The following is a 19,467-nucleotide window of genomic DNA, read 5'->3' as shown; positions in this document are numbered from 1 at the left end:
CCCGGAGGTGTCATCCCCCGAAGAAGGTCGACAGCCGCAGCGGGTTGACGCCGACGATGCGTCGAGCCGGACGCAGCAGGTCGGCGAACAGATTGCTCGACGACCCCAACCGCTGGACCAGTTCGGAGGGCGCGTAGAAGTCGGTGGGTTCCGACCGGCCGCGCATGATGCGGCTGCCGAGCAGTTCCCAGTGCTCGGCTTCGTCGCCGGCGGCCTCGATGGCCGCCTCGATGGCCGCCCCGCTCGCCAGCGCGGGGATGCGGCCGGTCTTGGCCATGTCGGACAAGCGGGCGCACTCGTTGACCGGGTCGCCGATGACGGTGTACTCGTAGCGACGCTCGGCACCGATGTTGCCGGCGAACGCCTCTCCGTAGGACACCCCGATCCCCCATCGGATGTCGAGGCTCTGCGCCAGACGGTCGGCGAGATCCCGGGCGGCGGCCAGCACGGCTCCGGCGGGGTCATCGATCTCCACGGGCGCACCGAAGACCGCGAGCGCGGCATCGCCCTCGAATTTGTTGACGAAGCCGGCATGCTGGTCGACGACGTCGGCCACGATGCTGAAGAACGCGTTGAGCAGGGCCGCGGTGTCGTCGGGACTCTGCTGTTGGGCGAGCCGCGTCGAGCCGACGATGTCGACGAACAGCACCCCGACGTGGGCGTTGGTGCCGTGCATGCCGACGCCGTCGGAGATCGCGAGCTCGGCGACGGTGTCACCGACGTGCCGGGCGAAGATCTCGCGCATCCGGTCGCGTTCGGCAAGGCCCTCGACCATCTGGTTGAAACCGTGTTGCAGCACACCGAGTTCCGACGAGTCGTAGACGGGCACGCGGGCGTTGTAGTCGCCGCTGTCGACGCGGTGCACCGCGCGCCGCATCTCGGTCAGTGGGTCGGTGATGGCTTGTCCGACAAGGGCGATGACTCGCGCGCCGGAGACCAGTCCGACGATGGTCAACACCACCGTCGTCCAGTCGACCGCGCCGTGCACGTCGGGGAGCATGCCGGTCCACCGGCCTGCGTTGACGATCAACAGACCCACCATCGGCACCGCCGAACTCACCGCCCACACCGCGAGCATCCGGACGCGCACACCGTTCATGACGTGATTGGTGGGGAAATCCTCCAGCACGACGACGGACAGCGGTCGCGCGGCCCGCTCGGCGAAAAGGTAGGTCAGACAGGCACTCGACAACCCGGCGAGCGTGAACGCCACTCCCACCCCGACGACGGTCGACAGCGTCAGTTCCGAGGCGATCAGCACGTAGAACAACACTGCCGCGTACCAGGCGATGACCGTGACGAAGAGCTGCACGAGCGGGATGCGCTGAACAGCACGCCGACGAGCGTGGTCGGCGGGCCGGCAGCTGATGAACCAGCGCAACTGTGGTCGCACGGCGATGAGCCCGAGGATCACGTTGGTGAGGATTCCGACCACGATGGCCCCGACGACGACCGGGAAGTTCGGTGCGCCGAGCGTCTCGGCGAAGGTGAGTTGCCCACCGTTGAACGCGAGTTGGACGAGCAGGAAGGTCTCGACGCCGATCAGGGCGTTACTGACGACGACCGCCGTCATCGCGGTGATGGCGGCGTGCCGAGCGATCCGGCTGCGCACCTCCGGCCCGATGCGGGCCCACCCGCGCGGGCTCGGAACCGACGAGATGCCCCACAACAAACCCGCGGTGCGCCGACGCAGTCGCGTCCACGGCACACCACGGCTGGTGCGGCGTGGTCCCATCAGCATCTCCTGCCTACCGGCGTTCTTTGGAAGCGTACCGAAGAGCCTGTTCCCCCAAGTGAGTCCAACGAACCGTTCAGCGAACAGCGCACGCCCTCACCGCTGGTCGAGTCGCCCCCCACCGCCTCCCCGGACACGACAATGGACCGGCACCTGCGCCGGGTGGGCGCTGGTGCCGGTCCATCGGCCGACCATGACTCCGGGGGTGGCGAGTCAGGGCCGGGGTCTGAGGTGAATCAGGCCTGGAGAGCCTCGATCTCGAGTGTGATGGTGATCTTGTCGCCGAGGACGACGCCGCCACCCTCGAGCGGCATGTCGATGTCGATGCCGAATTCCTTGCGGCTGATGACGGTCTTGGCCTCGAAGCCGGCGACCGTGCCCTGGCCCATGCCCGGGTTGGTGCCCTCGAACTCGAGGTCGAGGGTGACCGGCTTGGTGACGCCCTTGAGGGTGAAGTCACCGTCGAGCTTGTAGTCGTCGCCGTCGGCGCGGACACCGGTGGAGACGAAGGTGGCCGTCGGGTACTTCTCGGCGTCGAAGAAGTCCGCGGACTTGATGTGGCCGTCGCGCTGCTGGTTCTTGGTGTTGATCGAGGTCACGTCGATCTCGGCCTGCACGGCCGGGGTGCCGTTCTCATCGACGGTGATGGTGCCGGAGAAGTTGTCGAAGGTGCCGCGCGCCTTGCTGACCATCAGGTGCTTCACGGAGAAGCCGACGGTCGAGTGCACGGTGTCGATGGTCCAGGTGCCGGCGGGGATCGGGGCCTTGACGGTGGTTGCAGCAGTCATGTTGTGCGTCCTTCCAAAGAATGTCGGAGAGTGGGTCTCGGGTGAGCTCGCGGGCCGTCGTGACCCATCACCAGAAGCTAACCGGACCCCGGTCCGATTTCATCCCCGCAGTCGCCGAAATTGGGTGTGATACGCGACACAGCTGACATTTTCGCAGGTGAGGCCCCTAGCCGACGAGCGCGATCTACTTCCAGGCGAAGACCGGCTGCTCGAACCCGTCGACGCGGGTGGCGCGGTCCTGCAGGACCACCTCGGCGAACTGGTAGATCACCGCGGCGGTCGGCGCATGCACCAGCGAGCCGACGATCGGCAGCTGGATCACCGGCTTGTCCGATTGCGGGATGGTCAGGAACCGGGGTTCCACCATCAGCTCCTCGAAGGTCACGAAGAACAGCAGCGCCACCTCGTCAGGGTTGGGGGTCGGCTCCTGGTACTCCTCGGCCCAGCACACGATCGGGGTGATGACGAAACCCGAGCGCGTCGGATAGTCGTCGAGCGCACCGAGGACAGAGCTCTCCGGCAACTGCACGCCGAGTTCCTCGTCGAGTTCGCGTAGACCTGCGGTGATGTAGTCCTCACCCGGGTCGAGTCGCCCACCCGGCAGCGCGAACTGCGCGGCATGACGACGCATCGTCGAGGGACGTTTGCACAGCCAGATCCCCTGCCGGCCGTCCTTCTCCGCGACGGTCAGCACCACCGACGCGGCCCGGGCACCGGGGACGTCGACCGTTCGGCGCTCAAACTTGTCGACACGTGCCGCCGCCACTTCCCGTTCCAGGTGAGTCACACCCTCAGTTGATCACGCGTTCCGTCCGACACCGTGACCGCCCGTCCGAGGTGGTAGCTCACGACGCTGAGGGCGAAAAGTCCGATCGCGAGGTTGACGATCGCACCGAAGCCCTCGATGGCGAAGTCGACGAGCGCGTTGGACAGCATGAACACCAGCGCGGCGATGCGCAGGCCCCGCAGGGGCCCCACGTCGGCGATGCCGCGGTGCCGGGCGACCATCGCCGGAAACGCCAGCGCGACGGTGACGATGCCGCTGAGGAACAGAATCCACGTCGCGGTGTGGTTGCTGGACAGTTCGATGTAGATGTCGAGTTCGTCGCTGCGCTCGGCGGTGAAGTAGAAGCTGAGCGCCCCGACGACGACCGTGCCCACCGACGCCACGACCAGTCCCCAGCCGACGATCGAGACCCAGCGCGGGCTGCGGAAGAAGCCCGGGATCAGCGCGACCGCCCGGTCGCGCAGCCTCATCAGGCGGTCGGGTGTGCCCTCACTCGATTCGAGGAGGGCCCGGACGTGGCCGATCGTCTCCGCGTCGAGCCCTTTGACGCCGGCGAGTTCGAGGAACTCCTCGGCCTGGCGTCGACGACGCTCCGGCAGGCCGTGCGCCACACCGTCGGCGGCGATCACCGCGGCGTTGGCGAGAGCTTCGACGCCGGTCGGGCGCTTGACATCTCGGACGATCCGGCTGATCAGCAGCACCAGGACGACGAGCACGTACATGATCTCGGCCGACGGGCCGTAGAAATAGTCGTTGTCGCGGGTGACGAACTTGCCGACCTCGTCGAGGAACAACCCGAACCCGATGCCGCCCAGCACAATCGCGACCACCCGTGCCGTCGCCCCGAGGAAGAGCCATCCGGTGACCAGCGCCAGCATCATCGCCGCGCCGCCCCACAGCGCATGCGCGATGTGCAGGGTGCCGCTGCCGATCTGCGGGTACCCCGTCAGCTGAAGATAGAGCCGGGTGATGAGGATCGTGGCGATCGCGATGATCAGGAACCACTCGACCGCCGCGGTGCCGTACACACTCCGAACGACCACCGAGGTGGTGCGAGTTCTCATGCGAGGGATTATGTCCGGTTTCCGGCCACGCAGGCGTCATCGACGCAGAATCGGACACAAAAGCCCCGAAACGCCCCCGGCTACGGCTGCCCGAGGAGGAACGCTGCAACTGCGAAGGCGATCAGCACCAGGGAGATGGCGCAGCCCAACAGCACCTGTTTGCCGGTGGACATGGGTGCGTACGGGTCCTTGTATTCATACCGGTACGTCGGTGCTTCGACGTCGAACTCGGCTGCCGAGTGTCGCGGCTCGGCTCCCCTGGGTGTCGTCGTCGGATCAGAATTGCTGGAAGTGTGTCGCATCGGTCCCCCCGGACGTTGTGTTGTGTACAGATCGATCTTTGACGGTCGACATGGATGGCGCAGCTACCCGACGGTCGTCTGTTCGGGTGATTCTGATGTCGCAGTTGCCAGTTGGACAGCCGGCCAGTGAGACGGTTCACATGCGGCAAGATGCTTTGGGCACAAAAAATCCCCAACAGCGAAAGCTGCTGGGGATTTGTTGTGGTGGCCAGAGTCGGGATCGAACCGACGACCTTCCGCTTTTCAGGCGGACGCTCGTACCAACTGAGCTACCTGGCCGGAAGGTGCCGGTTCAATGAACCGAAACCTTTTGGCGACCCTGACGGGACTCGAACCCGCGACCTCCGCCGTGACAGGGCGGCGCGCTAACCAACTGCGCCACAGGGCCTTGTTAAATTATCTGCACGGTCCTCGTTGCCGAGTTCCGCACAGGCGTACCCCCTACGGGATTCGAACCCGCGCTACCGCCTTGAAAGGGCGGCGTCCTAGGCCGCTAGACGAAGGGGGCCGGTCGTGTTCTCCGTTGGGAGCTCGCATAGCTTATGACAGGTCTCGAGCAAACCACAAATCGCGTGGTCAGGGGTATAAAACGCCCGTTTTGGGTACCAGCAGGCGACACGCCTGGAGGGCCCCGTTCGGACCGCCGCAGCAGGCTGTAAACTCATCGACGCCCCGGCTCGCCGGGGTCCTGCCCCTATAGCTCAGTTGGTAGAGCTACGGACTTTTAATCCGCAGGTCCCAGGTTCGAGCCCTGGTGGGGGCACCAGCACGGCGGCTCGTGATCACAGAGCCGCCCGCCTCTTCCCCGCCACGAGCACCGCGCCGTCAAGGCGAACCTGCTCCGTGAACCACCCCCGCATGACCGGTTTGCGCACTATAGTTCCGCTGTCCGGCTGATCTGCCGGACTTCGCACGGGCGGGGGAATTCGGCGTGGCGCAACTGTTCAGCGGGACCTCATGACCGTCTTCTCCTCGAGCGTAGCGAGACCCGCATGAGCGCCGATTTCAATGCAGGCGTCGACGCGATGCTCCGGGCGGCGTCGCAGCATCGCGCGCAGCAGGCCGATGCGATCGGTAGCCGGCGCAGGACATCTGCGGCCGTGGCGACCGAGTATTTCCGGCACGTCGTGCCGATGGGAGCCGAGGCCTTCTCGGTGCTGGCTCGGCGGGGATTGCCGGTGCGCTCGGGCGACCCGAGCGGGCACGACCCTCGGGCCCGCTACATCAGACTGTCACCGTCGGGCACGGTCAAGGATCCCGGCGCGTGGGCCCGCGGAACGTTCTTTCTGACCGATCTCAGATTCCTCCATGCCAGCGGGTTGCTGATCCACCGCGATTGCCTGCGTTACCGCTCCGGCGAAGCAGAGAGGTACCGGCGCGGCGGGGGTATCGGAGAACCGCCGCCCCAGCCCCCACGTGGTGTGCAGCCGTCCAGCGACGGCCTGTTCACCTGGTATGACGAGGCGGGTCTGCGACACGAGTTCACGCGGACCTACCGCGCACTGTCCGGCGGCCCGCTCAGCGACATCCTCGCCCCCGAGCGACGCCCCGCCACCGACAACGATGGGTTCGTTCACGTCGATTTCGATTCCGACACAACGTATGTGGCGTGGCAGTTCCTGGACGGCGGGGCGTCGAAAGGGGCCATCGGCGACTACCTTGCCGACGATCTCCGCGTGGAAACCCTGCACGCGTATCTGACGCGCCTTGTCGCGCACGAGGTTGTGTTGCAGGAACGGCGGGTCGGCCCGTGAGTATCACGCGAGAGTTCGACGACGCCTTTCACGCCGGGGTTGCCCGTCTCCGCGGTGCCGCCGCCGAGCACTCCACCCGCGTGAGAGAGAGCCGCACGTTGGGCGCCGAGGCTGCCAGACATGTGGTGACAGTGGCCACGCCGTTGTTCGCCGCGGCGTTCGCCCGCTTGCAGTCAGAGGGTTTCCCGGCCCGTCGCCTTCCCACCGGAAACAAAGGGATGTTCAACACGGCCACCGAACCGGTGATCAGCACCATCGACGACACGAAGTCATGGGGACAGCAGGCCAAGATGTTCGGCCCGTTCCTCCAGATCGGGATGTACATCACCTCGAGCGGCCGATTCTTCATCACTCCCGATGTGCGCACCATGAAGCAGGAGGACAAGGACGTCGTCCCGGTCTTCAACAGTCTTGTTCCACCCAAGTACGCGCAGAGCGACCCCAATGTTCGCGGTGGGATGCGCTGGTACCGGCTGGAGGATGCCGTCGAAGTCCAGGCTCGCGAGATCGCCTTCCAAGCCTGCACTGTCCCCAGCCTGGGCCAGGCCACCGAACGTCACTTGGCAAAGAAGATTCTGGTCGACGAGTCGACCGGCGACGTCCACGTCCTCTGGACCGACTACGACATGCCCAAACTCGACGTGGTCCCCGGGGTCGGGAACGAGCGTATGGAGCCGATCCGGCCGGGGATTCCTTTCCAAGGGCGCCACATCGAATCGCTCGAGGCCTATGTGCAACGGCTCGTTGCCCGCAAGATCGTGTTGTCCGGCAGAGGGAGTCGCTGATGAGCACGTTCGGCCCGAAGGCCGGGACGCCGCAGCACCTGACGTGGACCGACGCCGCCTACGCGTCGTACGTCGCCGAGATCTGCGCCATCGGTCTTCACCTGCGCAAGCACCTCTTCGACCTCAACCTGGCGTACCCGACCGACCCGAACCTCAAAGGTCGTCGGCTTGCCCAGGCCGTTCTACCACTCAACCGGAATTCGACTGCCTGGAAGTGGGGTGAGATGACCGACAACCCCAGGTTGGGCCCGTTGGAGCACACGAGTAGCGAGATGCTGGTGCACCCCAACGGGTTCATCTGCGCACACCGGAAAGTGATCGTGGAGGTTGCTTCTCTGGACCGCAATCGCCGGTGGGACCGGAACCCACGGCTGGTGGTTCCGAAGAAGGCGATCACGAGCAACTACAGAGCCTCGTGGTACGACCCCGACGCCATCATCGAATTCGCCCGGCCCTCGATCCCGCCGCTCAACATCGGACTCCCCGATCTGGTCGCCCGCCACACAGCCGGCGACGGCGAAGTCAGCCGGTTCGTGAACTTGGCCAACGTCGTCGTGGCCACCGACATCGGCCGGACCGGGTACGTCTGGAACTTCCGCCGGTCCGATGAGTTCCGCGTCGGCCGCCAGATCGGTTCGTCGGACTACCATTTCGAATCTCTGCCCTCGTACTACGGGCGTATTCTCGCCCGCGAGGTCATTGCGGCCGAAAGGGCGAAACGGTGATCGACGAGCGCCTGGCGATGGCGATCAACCGCAAGATCGACGGGTTCCTCACCGAGGTCGCTCAGGGCACGAATGCCAAGGCGAAGGCCCTTCGTCGAGCGAGTGACGAGGCCACGGTCACGGCGCGGGCATTCGTCCAGCAGGTGGAGCCGCTGGGGCGGCAGGCATACTCTCAGCTGTCTGCCGAGAAGATCGGGCGGATCGGTGATCGCCGCAACGTCCTCGCGCTGCGTGACACCACCGGAGTGCCTGGCACCGTGCAGCCGTTCACATTCGGCCCCTTCACCCGCCGACACCAGTACCTCCACCGGTTCGGTCTGCTGTCGTCGACGATCGAACTCACCTACTGGCAGGGACGAGCCGAGGAGCTGCGCAGAAACGGAAGTGTCGACACTCCCCTGATGCCGCCGCCGACCGCGAAACCGGACGCGTCGGGCATGTTCCGGTGGTACGACGAGTCGGAGTTGCGGGAGCTGACGATCACCGACTGGGCGTACGGGTCTACGGCGGACTCGCTCGCCGCCGTCCGGTCCAGGGGGCGCGACCTTCCCTGTACATCCACCGACGCGGCAAACCTCTTCCTCGACACCGACACCGGTCAGACGTACATCGCGTGGAGCTACGACCGTCTTCGCGGCGTCCTCGTGAGCGTCCCGGGCGTCCACTTCGAGGAGGTCCCGCAAGTGGGTACGCAGATCGCTCCGCACACCTGGATCGAGTCGACCGACGACTACGTGGCCCGGATCATCGCCTGCGAGTTGGCGATCGATGACGTCCGCCGGTCACGATATCGGAGGTAGGGCAATGACTTTCGGATTCGACGACGTTGCCGGCGGCGCCGCCGACCGCTTCCGGACGGAGCGGGACCAGCAGGCGGCGGCGGTAGAACGCTCGGCGGCCGCGGACTGGGAGGAGCGACGCGAACTCACCCTCCACTTCATCGAGGCCATCCGCGCGCCTCTGCAGGTGGTGTACGCGAGGCTGTTGTCGGAAGGCATCACACCCAAGAAGAGCAAGCTGAGCAGCAAGAGTTTTCTGCGCACCACGCATGAACAACTCATCTGGATCGGCGGCAGGATCGATGCCGGGTTCACGAACGAGCAGTACGGCCCGTTTCACCGCTTGATCAACTCGATCAACTCCGACGGCGACTTCTTCTGGACCGAGGTGATCGAGTTCCGCCGGCCGGGCGTGCACGGCGACGGCGGGATGAACGACGTCGGCCGGATCGAGCGCCCGTTCTCCCGCGAGATCAAGCCGCCCCGGAACGCCGAGAAACGCCTCCGCAGCAAGGCCGTCTTCTGGTCGGATCGCAGCGATTCGCTCGAGTTCACCGCGTACTACATCGCTCAGTCGATCTGTTCGGTCTCCTCGCTCCACAACAGCAACACGTCCGGCATCACCGGCACGATCGTCGTCGATCGCAGCGACGGGTTGGTCTACTTCCGATGGACGGGCGCCGAAAACCGCCGCACCGACGATGACATCCTGGGAGACAAAAGCCGCGCCCCCGCCATCGTGCCGTCCCGTCTCGAACCGATCGAGGACTACGTCGCTCGCGCGGCCGCCAGAACCATTACGCTGCATCGGCTTGAACAGCCACAATCGGCGTCGTCGCGGCGCGGGTCACGGCGGTAGTGGGCGGATTCTGTCTTTTGATCCGCAGGTCCCAGGTTCGACCCTGGTGGGGCACTACGGCCTTTTCTCCCCCGCCGACACACTTTCAGCCCGCCCCCACCGAAACCGCGGTTCCAGCGGCGGGAACACGAGTGTCATCGCGGCGCCGAGCGTGAACCAACTCCGGATGATCCGGAATGTCAGGTACTCCGGGATGTAGAGCAGGGCGCGCCATTGTCTCGCCAGCATGCACACCAGGATCGCGACCAGTAACGGCAGACCGAGAATCGTGGCGATGACCGGCACCCAGCGCAGACCCGGGAATGTCGGGCCGAAGACGAGGAGCGCGATCGTGGCGGCCACGAGCAGCGGCGCGAACATCGCACGTCGCGCGGCACTGGCGAGCTGGAACGGAAGGGTGACCGCGCCGGCCATCGAATGGGTGTTGAGCAGCATCTTCCGGTTGTGACCGGCGACGTGGTAGATGCTGCGGAACCAGCGCGTGCGTTGCTCGCGCAGGTGGGCCCAGCTCTGCGGGGTCTCGCTCCAGTAGACGACCGCCGGGTCGGCGATCACGCGGTACCCCGCCGCGCTGATGCGCAGACAGATGTCGGTGTCCTCACCGTTCATGCCCTGCACGATCGGACCCGCGGCGTCCAGCGCAGCACGGCGATAGACCGTCAGCATGCCCGGCACACCCATGACGCCGTCGAAGCCGTTGAGCCCGACCTGATAGAACGCGTGACGCAGCAACACCTCGATGAGGCGCACCCGATCGATGTAGGTCCGGCGCTCGGTCGGCAGCGGTAGTCCACCGACGGCTCCGACGTCGGGATCGGCGAGGTGCCGCATGGAGACGGCCAGACAGCTCGGGCCGATGATCGTGTCCGCGTCGATCCGGACGAGGAAGTCCTCGGTGATCTGCGCGATTCCGCTGTTGAGGGCGATCGCCTTGCCCGGCTCGCGGCATTCGAGGACCTCGCCGACGAGGTCGGTATTGGCGGCGATGGCCGCGCGCGCCACGGCGATCGTGTCGTCGGTCGACAGGTTGTCGACCACGTAGATGCGCACCTTCCCGGCGTACCGGCGCGCAGCCTCCCCCGCGGCGGCGATGGTGTCGGCGATCGAGTGTGCCTCGTTGTGGGCGGGCACCAGGATCGCGAGATCGGGAGCGAAATCCATGCCGCGCCGGCGGGAGCGGGTGACCAGCACCAGGCCGATGAGCGCCACCTGGATGATGAACGCCTGCTGCGCCAGGAACACTCCCGGCCCGACGCCGCCGAGCAACGCCGCCGAACGCATCCAGCCGATCTGGTCCACCCAGTGCACTTCCACCCACGTCGCCACGGCGAAGGCGACCCCGAGCGGTATCACCAGCCGCACCCAGCTGTGCCAACGAATTCGTTTCTGCCGAGCGGCTTTCGGGAGCGGACCAGCCGGCGGCAGAACCGCATTGGTGCACAACACGATCGGGAACAGCACCAATGCCAGCAGCGCCGTCAGGACCTGCTGGGCGAACACCTCGATGGTGACCGAGGTGAACCTGCCCACCATCAGCGCGGCGAAATCGATGAGCAGGGAACTGATCAGCACACCTGCGACGAGTTCGACGGCGATCAGCAGGCGACGCCACAGGTTCGAGTGGATCCAGAACGCGAAGACGATGAAGAACGTGAGCAGGAACAACCGGACCGGCATCAGCGAGTAGAGCCCGTCGCCGGTGAAGAAGACCAGATCCCTGTTCCCGTTGCCCACTCTCGTGTTGGCGAGCACGGTGAACGTGAGCTGCACGATCAACGAGCACCCCGCGAAGGCCAGCAGGAAACCGTTGACCCGCGCGGCCGGTTCCGGCCGGGCGTAGCGTACCGGCGTGCTGTCGACCGACCGGAAATGTTCCTTGGCCGCCTCGACCTCCGGGATGCGGGCCGGTTCAGCGGTCACGGCGGTGGTGTTCGCTCGGGCGGGTGCGGAACCACACGCCCGGCCTCGTCGACCACCAGTGCCCGGCCACCGGTGGGGACGATCAGCGCCGCCTCACGTCCCAGTGGCGGGAGCAACACATCTGCGGGATCCCCCACCGGGGTGATCAACAAACCCGTTGCACCGCTTTGCGTCGCAGCCGTCTGCAGGACCAGTCCGTTGCTCATCGACGTGACGTCGACGCCGGCCGCCTCCAGGCGATCACCCGAAAGTGCCACCGGCGCCGCGATACCGGCGATCGGCATCGCCCCCAGGAGCACGAACGGCCGCCCGTCCGGCGTACGCTCCCACACGAACTCGAGCGATCCGTAGAGCCCGGAGAATTCCGCCAGCGCAGGAACCAGCGCCGACACGGTCTGCGCCGGGTTACGCGCCGCCACCGCCGGCAGGGCTGTCTCGAAACCCGACGCGAATGCCGCCGGGAGAGCGGTGAATCCCGCGCCCTCCGCGCGGCCCACCAGTGCCGAATCGGGCGACAGTGCAACGGAGTACGGCGCCTCGCGGACCTGACATCCCGCGATGTCCCGGTCCCGCGACACCGTGATGGTCAGCTGATTGCGCACCTGTGTCGCGGCGGCGGGCAGCGGCGCGTCCACCCAGTCGGTGGTGCCCGGGGCCGTCAGGACCCGAGACGCCACGAGCTGTCCGTTGAGTTGGATCTGGGTCAGCCAGCGGGAGCCGGGCGGTGCCGGCGGCACCTGGAAACCCAGGCGTGCCGATTGCGGTGCCCGCCCGCCGGGCAGGTCGGCCAACGAGTACGCCACCCGCCACGCGCGCGACCGCGTCACCTGGACCGCCGAGGTGTCGAGTCCCAGCTCAGCGAGCGACATCACCGAGCCACGCCGCGGTTCCGTCTCCTGGGTGCGCGGGGTGGAGAACGCCGCGTCGGCGATGACGTCGGCACCTCCGGCCCGGAACGGCACGGTGACGTCGCCCGACGTCCCGACCACGGCGAGTACGCTGCGATCGCCGAGGCGTCCGGTCAGGATGCTCCCGGTGGCGCCATCGGTGGGCTCCCATCCCAGCCCCGCCAGCGCGGTGACCGGACCGATCAGGATCGTGCTGTTGCCGTCCCGCACGTCACCGGAGGCGTCGACGACCCGGACCTCGTAACCCTCGCGGGTCAACGCGACCCCGACCCGGGTGGCGGTCTCGATCCATCCACGGGCGAGCTCACCGGACGAGTCTCCTTCTGGTGGGACGATTCTCAGCGTCACTCGCTGACCGAGACCGGTCACGACGTCCCGAACACTCTCCAGCGGCGAGTCGAGATCCCCCGTCACGCGGGTGCCGCGGGCGTCGAGGACCACCAGCGCGCCCAGTTCCCGGTCGGGCACACACTGCTCGTCACCGCTTGCCCCACTCAGACGCACCTGGACGTCGATCGCATTGTCCTCGACGGCGCGCTGCGGAATCGCGACCTCGATATCGAGCTCGCGTTTGCCGTCACCGAGGCGCTCGACGTGTCGCATGGCGCCGTCGATGAACACCTTGAGAAAGACCGGCCGGGACACCTCGGCCTGTGAGCGACCGGAGAGAATCAGTCTGGTGTCCGTCACCCGCGCATCCTGCGGGCGGGTGAAGGTGAACGACGACGAGGTCGTGTTGTCGTCGCTGAGGACCACATCATCGCCCGACCCCGCGGTCGACAGCGTCTGCACGAAGTCGGTTCCTGCGGTGGCCGTCGGACCGTCGCCGCCGCTCGCCGGGATGAACCAGTTCGGCCGCAGCCACACGAACACCAGTACCAGTACGGCGACGAGCGCGAAGAACAGCAGTGCCCGACGCGGCAGCCACGTGGCGCGTGTGGATTCGGGGTCCTCGTGTGTCATGAACGGGTGACCGCGATCCGGCGATCACGGTTCCAGAACGACACGGACGGAATCCGAAAGAGGTCGCAGCGCTCGGCGTACTTCGTGGCGACCTCCACCGACTCCTGTAACAGCCCCTCTTCCAGCAGGATCGGTGCGAATCCCAGCGCGACGAGCTGGTCGTTGTCCGCGGCCAGGTCGTTCTCGTCGCTCTCGGCGCGGGGGTTGCCCACGTACTCGACCTCGGCACCGACCAACCGCTGCAGCAGCTGCGCAAGGTCACGCACGCGGTGGGTCTCGGCGATCTGGTTCATGATGCGGACCCGCCCGTCTCGGACCTGGTCGACGGACTCCACGGCTAGCCGGATACATCGGACCGTGTCCTGGAGATTGATGAACGCACGCGTCTGGCCGCCGGTGCCGTGCACCGTCAACGGATAACCGATCGCTGCCTGCATCAGGAAGCGGTTGAGCACCGTCCCGAAGTCGCCGTCGTAGTCGAATCGATTCACCAGCCGGTCGTCGAGTCTGGTCTCCTCGGTCTGGGTGCCCCACACGATCCCCTGATGCAGATCGGTGATGCGAACGCCGTCGTTGCGCGCATAGAACTGGAAGAGCAGCTGATCCATCGACTTCGTCAGGTGGTAGACGCTGCCCGGGCGTGTCGGGTAGAGGATCTCGCGGACGACGGGTTCACCGTGGCGGTCGGGAAAGCTGACCGTCAGATATCCCTCCGGAAGATTGAACGGGGCGGTGTCGTATCCGTACACACCCATGGTGCCCAGGTGCACCAGATGCGCATCGGACTCGCATTCGACGATCGCGGCCAGGATGTTGTGGGTCGCGTTGACGTTGTTGTCGACGGTGTACCGCTTGTGCGCACTGTCTTTCATGGAGTACGGGGCGGCCCGTTGCTCGCCGAAGTGCACGATCGCTTCGGGATCATGGTGACGCAGGACTGCGAGGAGCCCGTCATAGTCGTGCGCCACGTCGAGCTGGATGAAGTCGATGGACTGCCCGGTGACCTCGCGCCAGCAGTCCAGTCGCTGAGCGATATCCGCGATCGGGGTGAGCGACTGGACACCGAGCTCGTCGTCGATCTGTCGACGGACCAGGCTGTCGACGATCACCACCTCGTGTCCTGAACTGGAGAGGTGCAGAGCACTCGGCCATCCGCAGAACCCATCGCCACCGACAACCACAATCTTCACTTGACTACCGCCTTCAAAATGTCGTCCCAACCCCTTCGGGAGTCATTAGACACTGAAACGATGACAAATTCTCGTTCATCGCCCCTCACGGCGGGAATCGGCGTGCCTCGCACCCAGGGCGGCCCCGAAGTCACGCCCAACACGGTGCGGCCCCTACTTAGACACGCGAACAGGGTGCAAATCTGAGACATATCCGCGGCCGGTCGACGCCGGGCTCGAACGCATCATTCACGACGGTCCGACGAACCACTTCACGCCAATTGTTCGCCTTTTGGAGCGCATACCCAAGGCACAGAAGCGGAGTCGTCGAACCGTGTTTCATCGACCGACAACATAAAGTGGTCAGTAGACAAAACGGCCATCAACAAGCAGAGATTGTCAACCCGCAACCCCTAAGCGAGGATTACGACCTGGCCACGCCGACCTGATCGCACCCCCGGGCCACATTCGCCCACCATCGCCGCAGCTCACAGCGAAAAGGGCTGCCACCAGCGGGTATGCATGACATCGCACGTTGTCTAATTCAGGCGACTTACACGACCGTCCGGCTTTACGGAAGAACTCACAACAATCGTCGGATACAGCGCTTTTCGGCCCTCAATGGCATTTGACCGATCTGGCAGGAAAACACTCAGGTGTTCAACCGAGCCATTCATGAGTAGGAGGCCGCCGCCACCAACAATCGCCTGTAGTCCCGCCGATCCAACAGGTCTATACGTGTGTGTAAATGCGGCGAAATCATCTGTACTGTCCCAATTGCCAAGGGGGCAGGAACCAAAGACACTCGCGGAACCGTCCCTCTTGGATCTACTCAGGGGGGAGTACATGAGCTTTCCAATCGATCGGGTCACACGCGCTTTCATCGGCGCGGAGAGTGTTCCGGCCCAGATGCCGTCGACGTCGCAGGGGTGGCTCACGCAATATGCAAGGCAGGTGTCCTGGACCGATTTCGCCGTCATTTCGATCGCCGTGCTCGCCGGACAGTTCATCCGGTTCGGCGGAGATCTGATGCGTCCCATCGGGCACGACGGCATTCCCGCGCTGCTGGTCACGGCCACACTCATCGTCGGATGGCAGGCTGCGCTGCGGATCGTGCAGGCTGCCGATCCGCGCATCCTCGGCGCCGGACCGGTCGAGTATCACCGCGTGCTGACCGCCTGTTTCGGCTTCTTCGGCGCATGGGCGATGGTCGATCTGGTTCTCAACCTCGCCATCGCCCGCGGATTCATCGCGATCATCCTGCCGGCCGGCACACTGATGCTCATCGCCGGCCGCTGGGCCTGGCGCCGTCACCTGACCACGGGCCGCGAGCGGGGCCTGTTCCTGCGATCTGTGCTGGTCGTGGGCTCGAGGGCATCGGCGAAAGCCCTCATCGAGCGTCTGAACAAGAACCCGGCACTGGGTTATCGGGTCGTCGGGGTGTGCCTCACCGATCCCCCGACCCTCACCCCGCTGCCGGCCTTCGGCGGCCAGAGCACCGACGGCTCAACCGCCGACGTCCCGGTCTTCGCCGGGTATGACCGCGCCCCCGAACTCGTGCGCACCTGCGGCGCCAACACCGTGGCGGTCACCTCCGCCGACGCGCTCGGCCACCGGGCGATGCGCGAACTCTCCTGGGAACTCGAGAGCTGTGACGTCGACATGCTGGTGGCCCCGGGCCTCATCGACGTCGCCGGCCCGCGGATCACCATGCGGCCGGAGGCGGGTCTGCCCCTCCTGCACATCGACAAGCCCAAGTACAAGGGCGCCAACAAGTTCCTGAAGCTGACCTTCGACAAGATCGCCACCACCATTGCACTGCTGGTGCTTTCACCGGTCCTGATGGTGTGCGCGCTGGCGATCAAGATCGACAGCCGGGGGCCGGTGTTCTACCGCGCCGAACGCATGGGACCCAACAACGAGCCGTTCACCATGTGGAAGTTCCGCTCCATGGTGGTCGACGCGGACACCCTGCGCGCGGGCCTCACCCATCTCGACCAGGGCAACGGCGTCCTGTTCAAGCTGCACACCGACCCTCGTGTGACCCGCGTCGGACGCGTCATCCGGCGCTACAGCCTCGACGAACTGCCCCAGCTCTTCAACGTCCTGGGCGGCACGATGAGCCTGGTCGGTCCGAGGCCGCCACTGCGCGCGGAGGTGGAATCCTACGACCGCGTCGTCCGCCGCCGGATGCTGGTCCGCCCCGGGATGACCGGGCCCTGGCAGGTTTCCGGACGCAGCGACCTCTCCTGGGACGATTCGGTCCGGCTCGACCTCTCCTACGTCGAGAACTGGTCCTTGACAGGCGATCTGGGAATTCTGTGGCGCACCGCCAGCGCCGTGGCCTCCCGCCGGGGCGCCTATTGAAGCCCCACCGGCGCACGTCCCCGACCTTCCCGGCGAGACCGCCGGACCTGCTCTGACATCAACGGAGATACGAACATGAAGAAGGCTTTGATCACCGGGATCACCGGTCAGGACGGCTCCTACCTCGCCGAACTGCTGCTGTCCAAGGGTTATGAAGTGCACGGCCTGATCCGCCGGTCGTCGTCGTTCAACACCGGACGGATCGATCACCTCTACCAGGACCCGCACGACCCGTTCGCCCGGCTGTTCCTGCACTACGGCGACCTCAGCGACGGCGCTCGCCTGGTCACGCTACTGGCGTCGATCGGCCCGGACGAGGTCTACAACCTGGCCGCCCAGTCGCATGTGCGGGTCAGCTTCGACGAGCCCGAACACACCGGTGACACCACCGGCATCGGGTCGGTCCGCCTGCTGGAGGCCGTGCGTCAGGCCGGCCTCAACTGCCGGTTCTACCAGGCGTCGAGCTCGGAGATGTTCGGCGCGTCACCGCCGCCGCAGAACGAGGACACCCTGTTCTACCCGCGCTCGCCCTACGGTGCGGCGAAGGTCTACTCCTACTGGGTGACCCGCAACTACCGCGAGGCCTACGGACTGTTCGCGGTCAACGGCATCCTCTTCAATCACGAATCACCCCGTCGCGGTGAAACATTCGTGACCCGCAAGATCACTCGTGCGGTGGCTCGCATCAAGGCCGGGGTCCAGAAGGACCTCTACATGGGCAACCTCGACGCCGTGCGCGACTGGGGTTACGCCCCCGAGTACGTCGAAGGCATGTGGCGGATGCTGCAGGCCGACGAGCCGCAGGACTATGTGCTCGCCACCGGCGTGCCGTTCACCGTCCGCGACTTCCTCGAGCACGCCTTCGATCACGCCGGTCTGGACTGGCACGATCACGTCTCCTTCGACGAGCGTTACCTGCGCCCCACCGAGGTCGACTCGCTGATCGGCGATGCGTCGAAGGCCGAACTGGAGCTGGGGTGGCGGGCCGGGGTCCGGGCACCCGAACTCGCCCGCATCATGGTCGACGCCGACATCGCCGCCCTCCAGTGCGAGGGCACCGAATGGATCGACACACCACGCCTGGTCACCTGGAGCCGCGCGTCATGACCGAATCGCGTTGGGGGCAGGGAACACTCGGGCGGTCGTCGACCGTGTACGTCGCCGGGCATCGCGGTCTCGCCGGTTCCGCGCTGGTACGCGCGCTGCAACGCCGCGGGATCCACGACGTTGTCGGCCGGACGAGCCGTCATCTCGACCTCCGCGATCGGCACAGCACCTTCGCGTTCTTCGCCGAGGCACAGCCCGACATCGTGATCCTCGCCGCCGCGAAGGTCGGCGGGATCGCCGCGAACAACACCTGGCCGCTGGACTTCCTGTCGGAGAACCTGCGGATTCAGGTCAACGTGCTCGACGCCGCTGCCGCGCACGGCGTCCAGCGTCTGCTGTTCCTCGGGTCGTCGTGCATCTACCCCAAGTTCGCCGAACAGCCGATCCGCGAAGACTCGCTGCTCACCGGCCCGCTGGAGTCGACCAACGATGCCTACGCCATCGCCAAGATCGCGGGCATCATGCAGGTCCAGGCCACGCGCCGGCAGCACGGGTTGCCGTGGATCTCGGCGATGCCGACCAACCTCTACGGGCCCGCCGACAACTTCTCCGACGACACCGGTCACCTGTTGCCGGCGATGATCCGACGCTACGAATCGGCGCGCCGGGGGGCCGCGCCGAGCGTGACCAACTGGGGCACCGGCACTCCGCGACGCGAACTCCTGCACGCCGACGACATGGCGGAGGCCTGCATGGTCCTCCTCGAGCACTACGACGGCCCGCAACAGGTCAACATCGGAACCGGCGTCGACCACACGATCGCCGAGATCGCGGCCATCGTCGCCGACTCCGTGGGCTACGACGGCGAGGTGCACTGGGACCACAGCAAACCCGACGGCACGCCACGGAAACTGCTCGATGTCAGCACCATTCGTGAACTCGGCTGGCGACCCACCATCGCCCTCGAGGAGGGCGTCGCGCAGGTTGTCCAGTGGTACCGGGAGGCGTCAGATGTTGTCCGGGTCTGAGGCGTCCGGGATGACCGTCGTACTGACCACCACCGTGCGCGGGGCGACGTCGCCGCGAACCTCCGCGGCGGCGCCGACGACCGCCCCTCGCCCGATGGTGACGGGACCGGTAACTGTGGCCCGCAACGTGATCCACGCTCCGTCGTCGACGACGAGCTCACCGGTCCCGGCCGGCGAGCGCAGTGTCGCCGACTGGGACACGACGACGTCGGCACCGATCCGTATCGGCCCCGCGTTGTCGAGCGTCACCGCTTCACCGATCCACGAGTCCGCGCCGATCACGAGCCGGCCGGGCCAGGTCACCGTCACCCGGGGCCTCATCAGAACGCCCCGCTCGATCTGTGCACCCCACGCTCGAAGTACCGCCAGCCGCACCGCATTCGGCACAAAGACCAGCCGGATCGCGCGCATCACGAAAGGCCAAGCCAGCGATGACAACTGAGCTAACACGTTCGCCATCCTATCCAACCGTCCGGCCGCTCGGGCC

At 66.1% G+C, this 19,467-nt stretch carries 17 protein-coding genes and 4 tRNA genes; 9 read left to right on the top strand and 12 right to left on the bottom strand.

Annotation, left to right across the window (positions count from 1 at the left end):
• Nucleotides 1-10: 10 nt before the first annotated feature.
• From H1R19_RS05560 to H1R19_RS05525, 8 genes are all read right to left on the bottom strand, one after another.
• Entirely contained in the window at nucleotides 11-1,735 is a 1,725-nt protein-coding gene (locus H1R19_RS05560) for an adenylate/guanylate cyclase domain-containing protein (protein WP_219850793.1), read from the bottom strand.
• A gap of 236 nt (nucleotides 1,736-1,971) precedes the next feature.
• Nucleotides 1,972-2,523, bottom strand: coding sequence for a YceI family protein (locus H1R19_RS05555; protein WP_219850792.1), 552 nt, complete (start codon nucleotides 2,521-2,523; stop codon nucleotides 1,972-1,974).
• A 184-nt stretch (nucleotides 2,524-2,707) separates the two neighbouring features.
• Entirely contained in the window at nucleotides 2,708-3,310 is a 603-nt protein-coding gene (locus H1R19_RS05550) for an NUDIX hydrolase (RefSeq protein WP_219850791.1), read from the bottom strand.
• Entirely contained in the window at nucleotides 3,307-4,353 is a 1,047-nt protein-coding gene (locus tag H1R19_RS05545) for a hypothetical protein (protein ID WP_219851530.1), read from the bottom strand. The genes H1R19_RS05550 and H1R19_RS05545 overlap by 4 nt, the downstream gene beginning before the upstream one ends.
• Before the next feature lie 101 nt (nucleotides 4,354-4,454).
• Nucleotides 4,455-4,676: a hypothetical protein gene (locus tag H1R19_RS05540; protein ID WP_188331857.1), complete on the bottom strand. Its 222-nt coding sequence runs from the start codon at nucleotides 4,674-4,676 to the stop codon at nucleotides 4,455-4,457.
• Between the two features lie 202 nt (nucleotides 4,677-4,878).
• Nucleotides 4,879-4,955, bottom strand: a tRNA-Phe gene (locus tag H1R19_RS05535).
• Nucleotides 4,956-4,987: 32 nt separating this feature from the next.
• Nucleotides 4,988-5,064 (bottom strand) — tRNA-Asp (locus tag H1R19_RS05530).
• A gap of 47 nt (nucleotides 5,065-5,111) precedes the next feature.
• Nucleotides 5,112-5,184: transfer RNA gene (locus tag H1R19_RS05525), tRNA-Glu, on the bottom strand.
• 182 nt (nucleotides 5,185-5,366) lie between these two features.
• Between H1R19_RS05525 and H1R19_RS05520 the strand changes: the two genes are divergently transcribed.
• The 6 genes from H1R19_RS05520 (at nucleotide 5,367) to H1R19_RS05495 (ending at nucleotide 9,578) form a co-directional block, all read left to right on the top strand.
• Nucleotides 5,367-5,442, top strand: a tRNA-Lys gene (locus tag H1R19_RS05520).
• Nucleotides 5,443-5,668: 226 nt separating this feature from the next.
• Nucleotides 5,669-6,430 carry a hypothetical protein gene (locus H1R19_RS05515; protein WP_219850790.1) on the top strand — a complete coding sequence of 254 codons (762 nt, stop codon included), beginning with the start codon at nucleotides 5,669-5,671 and terminating at the stop codon, nucleotides 6,428-6,430.
• Nucleotides 6,427-7,215 (top strand): hypothetical protein, encoded by a 789-nt coding sequence (locus tag H1R19_RS05510; RefSeq protein ID WP_219850789.1) that lies wholly within the window; start codon nucleotides 6,427-6,429, stop codon nucleotides 7,213-7,215. The genes H1R19_RS05515 and H1R19_RS05510 overlap by 4 nt, the downstream gene beginning before the upstream one ends.
• Nucleotides 7,215-7,940: a hypothetical protein gene (locus H1R19_RS05505; RefSeq protein WP_219850788.1), complete on the top strand. Its 726-nt coding sequence runs from the start codon at nucleotides 7,215-7,217 to the stop codon at nucleotides 7,938-7,940. Before H1R19_RS05510 ends, H1R19_RS05505 begins: the two co-directional genes overlap by 1 nt.
• Entirely contained in the window at nucleotides 7,937-8,740 is an 804-nt protein-coding gene (locus tag H1R19_RS05500; RefSeq protein ID WP_219850787.1) for a hypothetical protein, read from the top strand. Before H1R19_RS05505 ends, H1R19_RS05500 begins: the two co-directional genes overlap by 4 nt.
• A 4-nt stretch (nucleotides 8,741-8,744) precedes the next feature.
• On the top strand, nucleotides 8,745-9,578 hold the full coding sequence (locus tag H1R19_RS05495; protein WP_219850786.1) for a hypothetical protein: 834 nt from the start codon (nucleotides 8,745-8,747) through the stop codon (nucleotides 9,576-9,578).
• A gap of 54 nt (nucleotides 9,579-9,632) precedes the next feature.
• Here H1R19_RS05495 and H1R19_RS05490 read toward each other — a convergent pair whose 3' ends face one another.
• The 3 genes from H1R19_RS05490 to H1R19_RS05480 are packed head-to-tail and all read right to left on the bottom strand — an operon-like array spanning nucleotide 9,633 to nucleotide 14,559.
• On the bottom strand, nucleotides 9,633-11,498 hold the full coding sequence (locus tag H1R19_RS05490) for a glycosyltransferase family 2 protein (protein WP_219850785.1): 1,866 nt from the start codon (nucleotides 11,496-11,498) through the stop codon (nucleotides 9,633-9,635).
• Nucleotides 11,495-13,369, bottom strand: a complete 1,875-nt coding sequence (locus H1R19_RS05485; RefSeq protein ID WP_219850784.1) for a hypothetical protein — start codon at nucleotides 13,367-13,369, stop codon at nucleotides 11,495-11,497. Before H1R19_RS05485 ends, H1R19_RS05490 begins: the two co-directional genes overlap by 4 nt.
• The gene (locus H1R19_RS05480; RefSeq protein ID WP_219850783.1) at nucleotides 13,366-14,559 is read right to left on the bottom strand and encodes an NAD-dependent epimerase/dehydratase family protein; all 1,194 of its coding nucleotides are present in this window, start codon (nucleotides 14,557-14,559) and stop codon (nucleotides 13,366-13,368) included. The genes H1R19_RS05485 and H1R19_RS05480 overlap by 4 nt, the downstream gene beginning before the upstream one ends.
• Before the next feature lie 825 nt (nucleotides 14,560-15,384).
• Between H1R19_RS05480 and H1R19_RS05475 the strand changes: the two genes are divergently transcribed.
• The 3 genes from H1R19_RS05475 (at nucleotide 15,385) to H1R19_RS05465 (ending at nucleotide 18,980) form a co-directional block, all read left to right on the top strand.
• A complete protein-coding gene (locus H1R19_RS05475) occupies nucleotides 15,385-16,905 on the top strand; it encodes a sugar transferase (protein ID WP_219850782.1) in 1,521 nt (506 codons plus the stop codon).
• Between the two features lie 75 nt (nucleotides 16,906-16,980).
• On the top strand, nucleotides 16,981-18,012 hold the full coding sequence (gene gmd / locus H1R19_RS05470) for a GDP-mannose 4,6-dehydratase (protein ID WP_188331834.1): 1,032 nt from the start codon (nucleotides 16,981-16,983) through the stop codon (nucleotides 18,010-18,012).
• Nucleotides 18,009-18,980 (top strand): GDP-L-fucose synthase family protein, encoded by a 972-nt coding sequence (locus tag H1R19_RS05465; protein ID WP_219850781.1) that lies wholly within the window; start codon nucleotides 18,009-18,011, stop codon nucleotides 18,978-18,980. Before gmd ends, H1R19_RS05465 begins: the two co-directional genes overlap by 4 nt.
• Here H1R19_RS05465 and H1R19_RS05460 read toward each other — a convergent pair.
• Nucleotides 18,960-19,391: an LbetaH domain-containing protein gene (locus tag H1R19_RS05460; protein ID WP_244970885.1), complete on the bottom strand. Its 432-nt coding sequence runs from the start codon at nucleotides 19,389-19,391 to the stop codon at nucleotides 18,960-18,962. The two genes, H1R19_RS05465 and H1R19_RS05460, sit on opposite strands and share 21 nt — an antisense overlap.
• Nucleotides 19,392-19,467 lie beyond the last annotated feature (76 nt).

This window comes from Gordonia jinghuaiqii, from assembly GCF_014041935.1.
GTDB classification, from domain to species: Bacteria; Actinomycetota; Actinomycetes; order Mycobacteriales; family Mycobacteriaceae; genus Gordonia; species Gordonia jinghuaiqii.
This window is presented reverse-complemented; position numbering and strand designations above follow the sequence as displayed.

What these genes read in the sequence shown, in the direction of transcription:
- H1R19_RS05560 (WP_219850793.1), bottom strand. Translation starts at nt 1,735, where the DNA reads ATGGGACCACGCCGCACCAGCCGTGGTGTGCCGTGGACGCGACTGCGT.
- H1R19_RS05555 (WP_219850792.1), bottom strand. Translation starts at nt 2,523, where the DNA reads ATGACTGCTGCAACCACCGTCAAGGCCCCGATCCCCGCCGGCACCTGG.
- H1R19_RS05540 (WP_188331857.1), bottom strand. Translation starts at nt 4,676, where the DNA reads ATGCGACACACTTCCAGCAATTCTGATCCGACGACGACACCCAGGGGA.
- H1R19_RS05515 (WP_219850790.1), top strand. Translation starts at nt 5,669, where the DNA reads ATGAGCGCCGATTTCAATGCAGGCGTCGACGCGATGCTCCGGGCGGCG.
- H1R19_RS05505 (WP_219850788.1), top strand. Translation starts at nt 7,215, where the DNA reads ATGAGCACGTTCGGCCCGAAGGCCGGGACGCCGCAGCACCTGACGTGG.
- H1R19_RS05495 (WP_219850786.1), top strand. Translation starts at nt 8,745, where the DNA reads ATGACTTTCGGATTCGACGACGTTGCCGGCGGCGCCGCCGACCGCTTC.
- H1R19_RS05485 (WP_219850784.1), bottom strand. Translation starts at nt 13,369, where the DNA reads ATGACACACGAGGACCCCGAATCCACACGCGCCACGTGGCTGCCGCGT.
- H1R19_RS05475 (WP_219850782.1), top strand. Translation starts at nt 15,385, where the DNA reads ATGAGCTTTCCAATCGATCGGGTCACACGCGCTTTCATCGGCGCGGAG.
- gmd (WP_188331834.1), top strand. Translation starts at nt 16,981, where the DNA reads ATGAAGAAGGCTTTGATCACCGGGATCACCGGTCAGGACGGCTCCTAC.
- H1R19_RS05465 (WP_219850781.1), top strand. Translation starts at nt 18,009, where the DNA reads ATGACCGAATCGCGTTGGGGGCAGGGAACACTCGGGCGGTCGTCGACC.
- H1R19_RS05460 (WP_244970885.1), bottom strand. Translation starts at nt 19,391, where the DNA reads ATGCGCGCGATCCGGCTGGTCTTTGTGCCGAATGCGGTGCGGCTGGCG.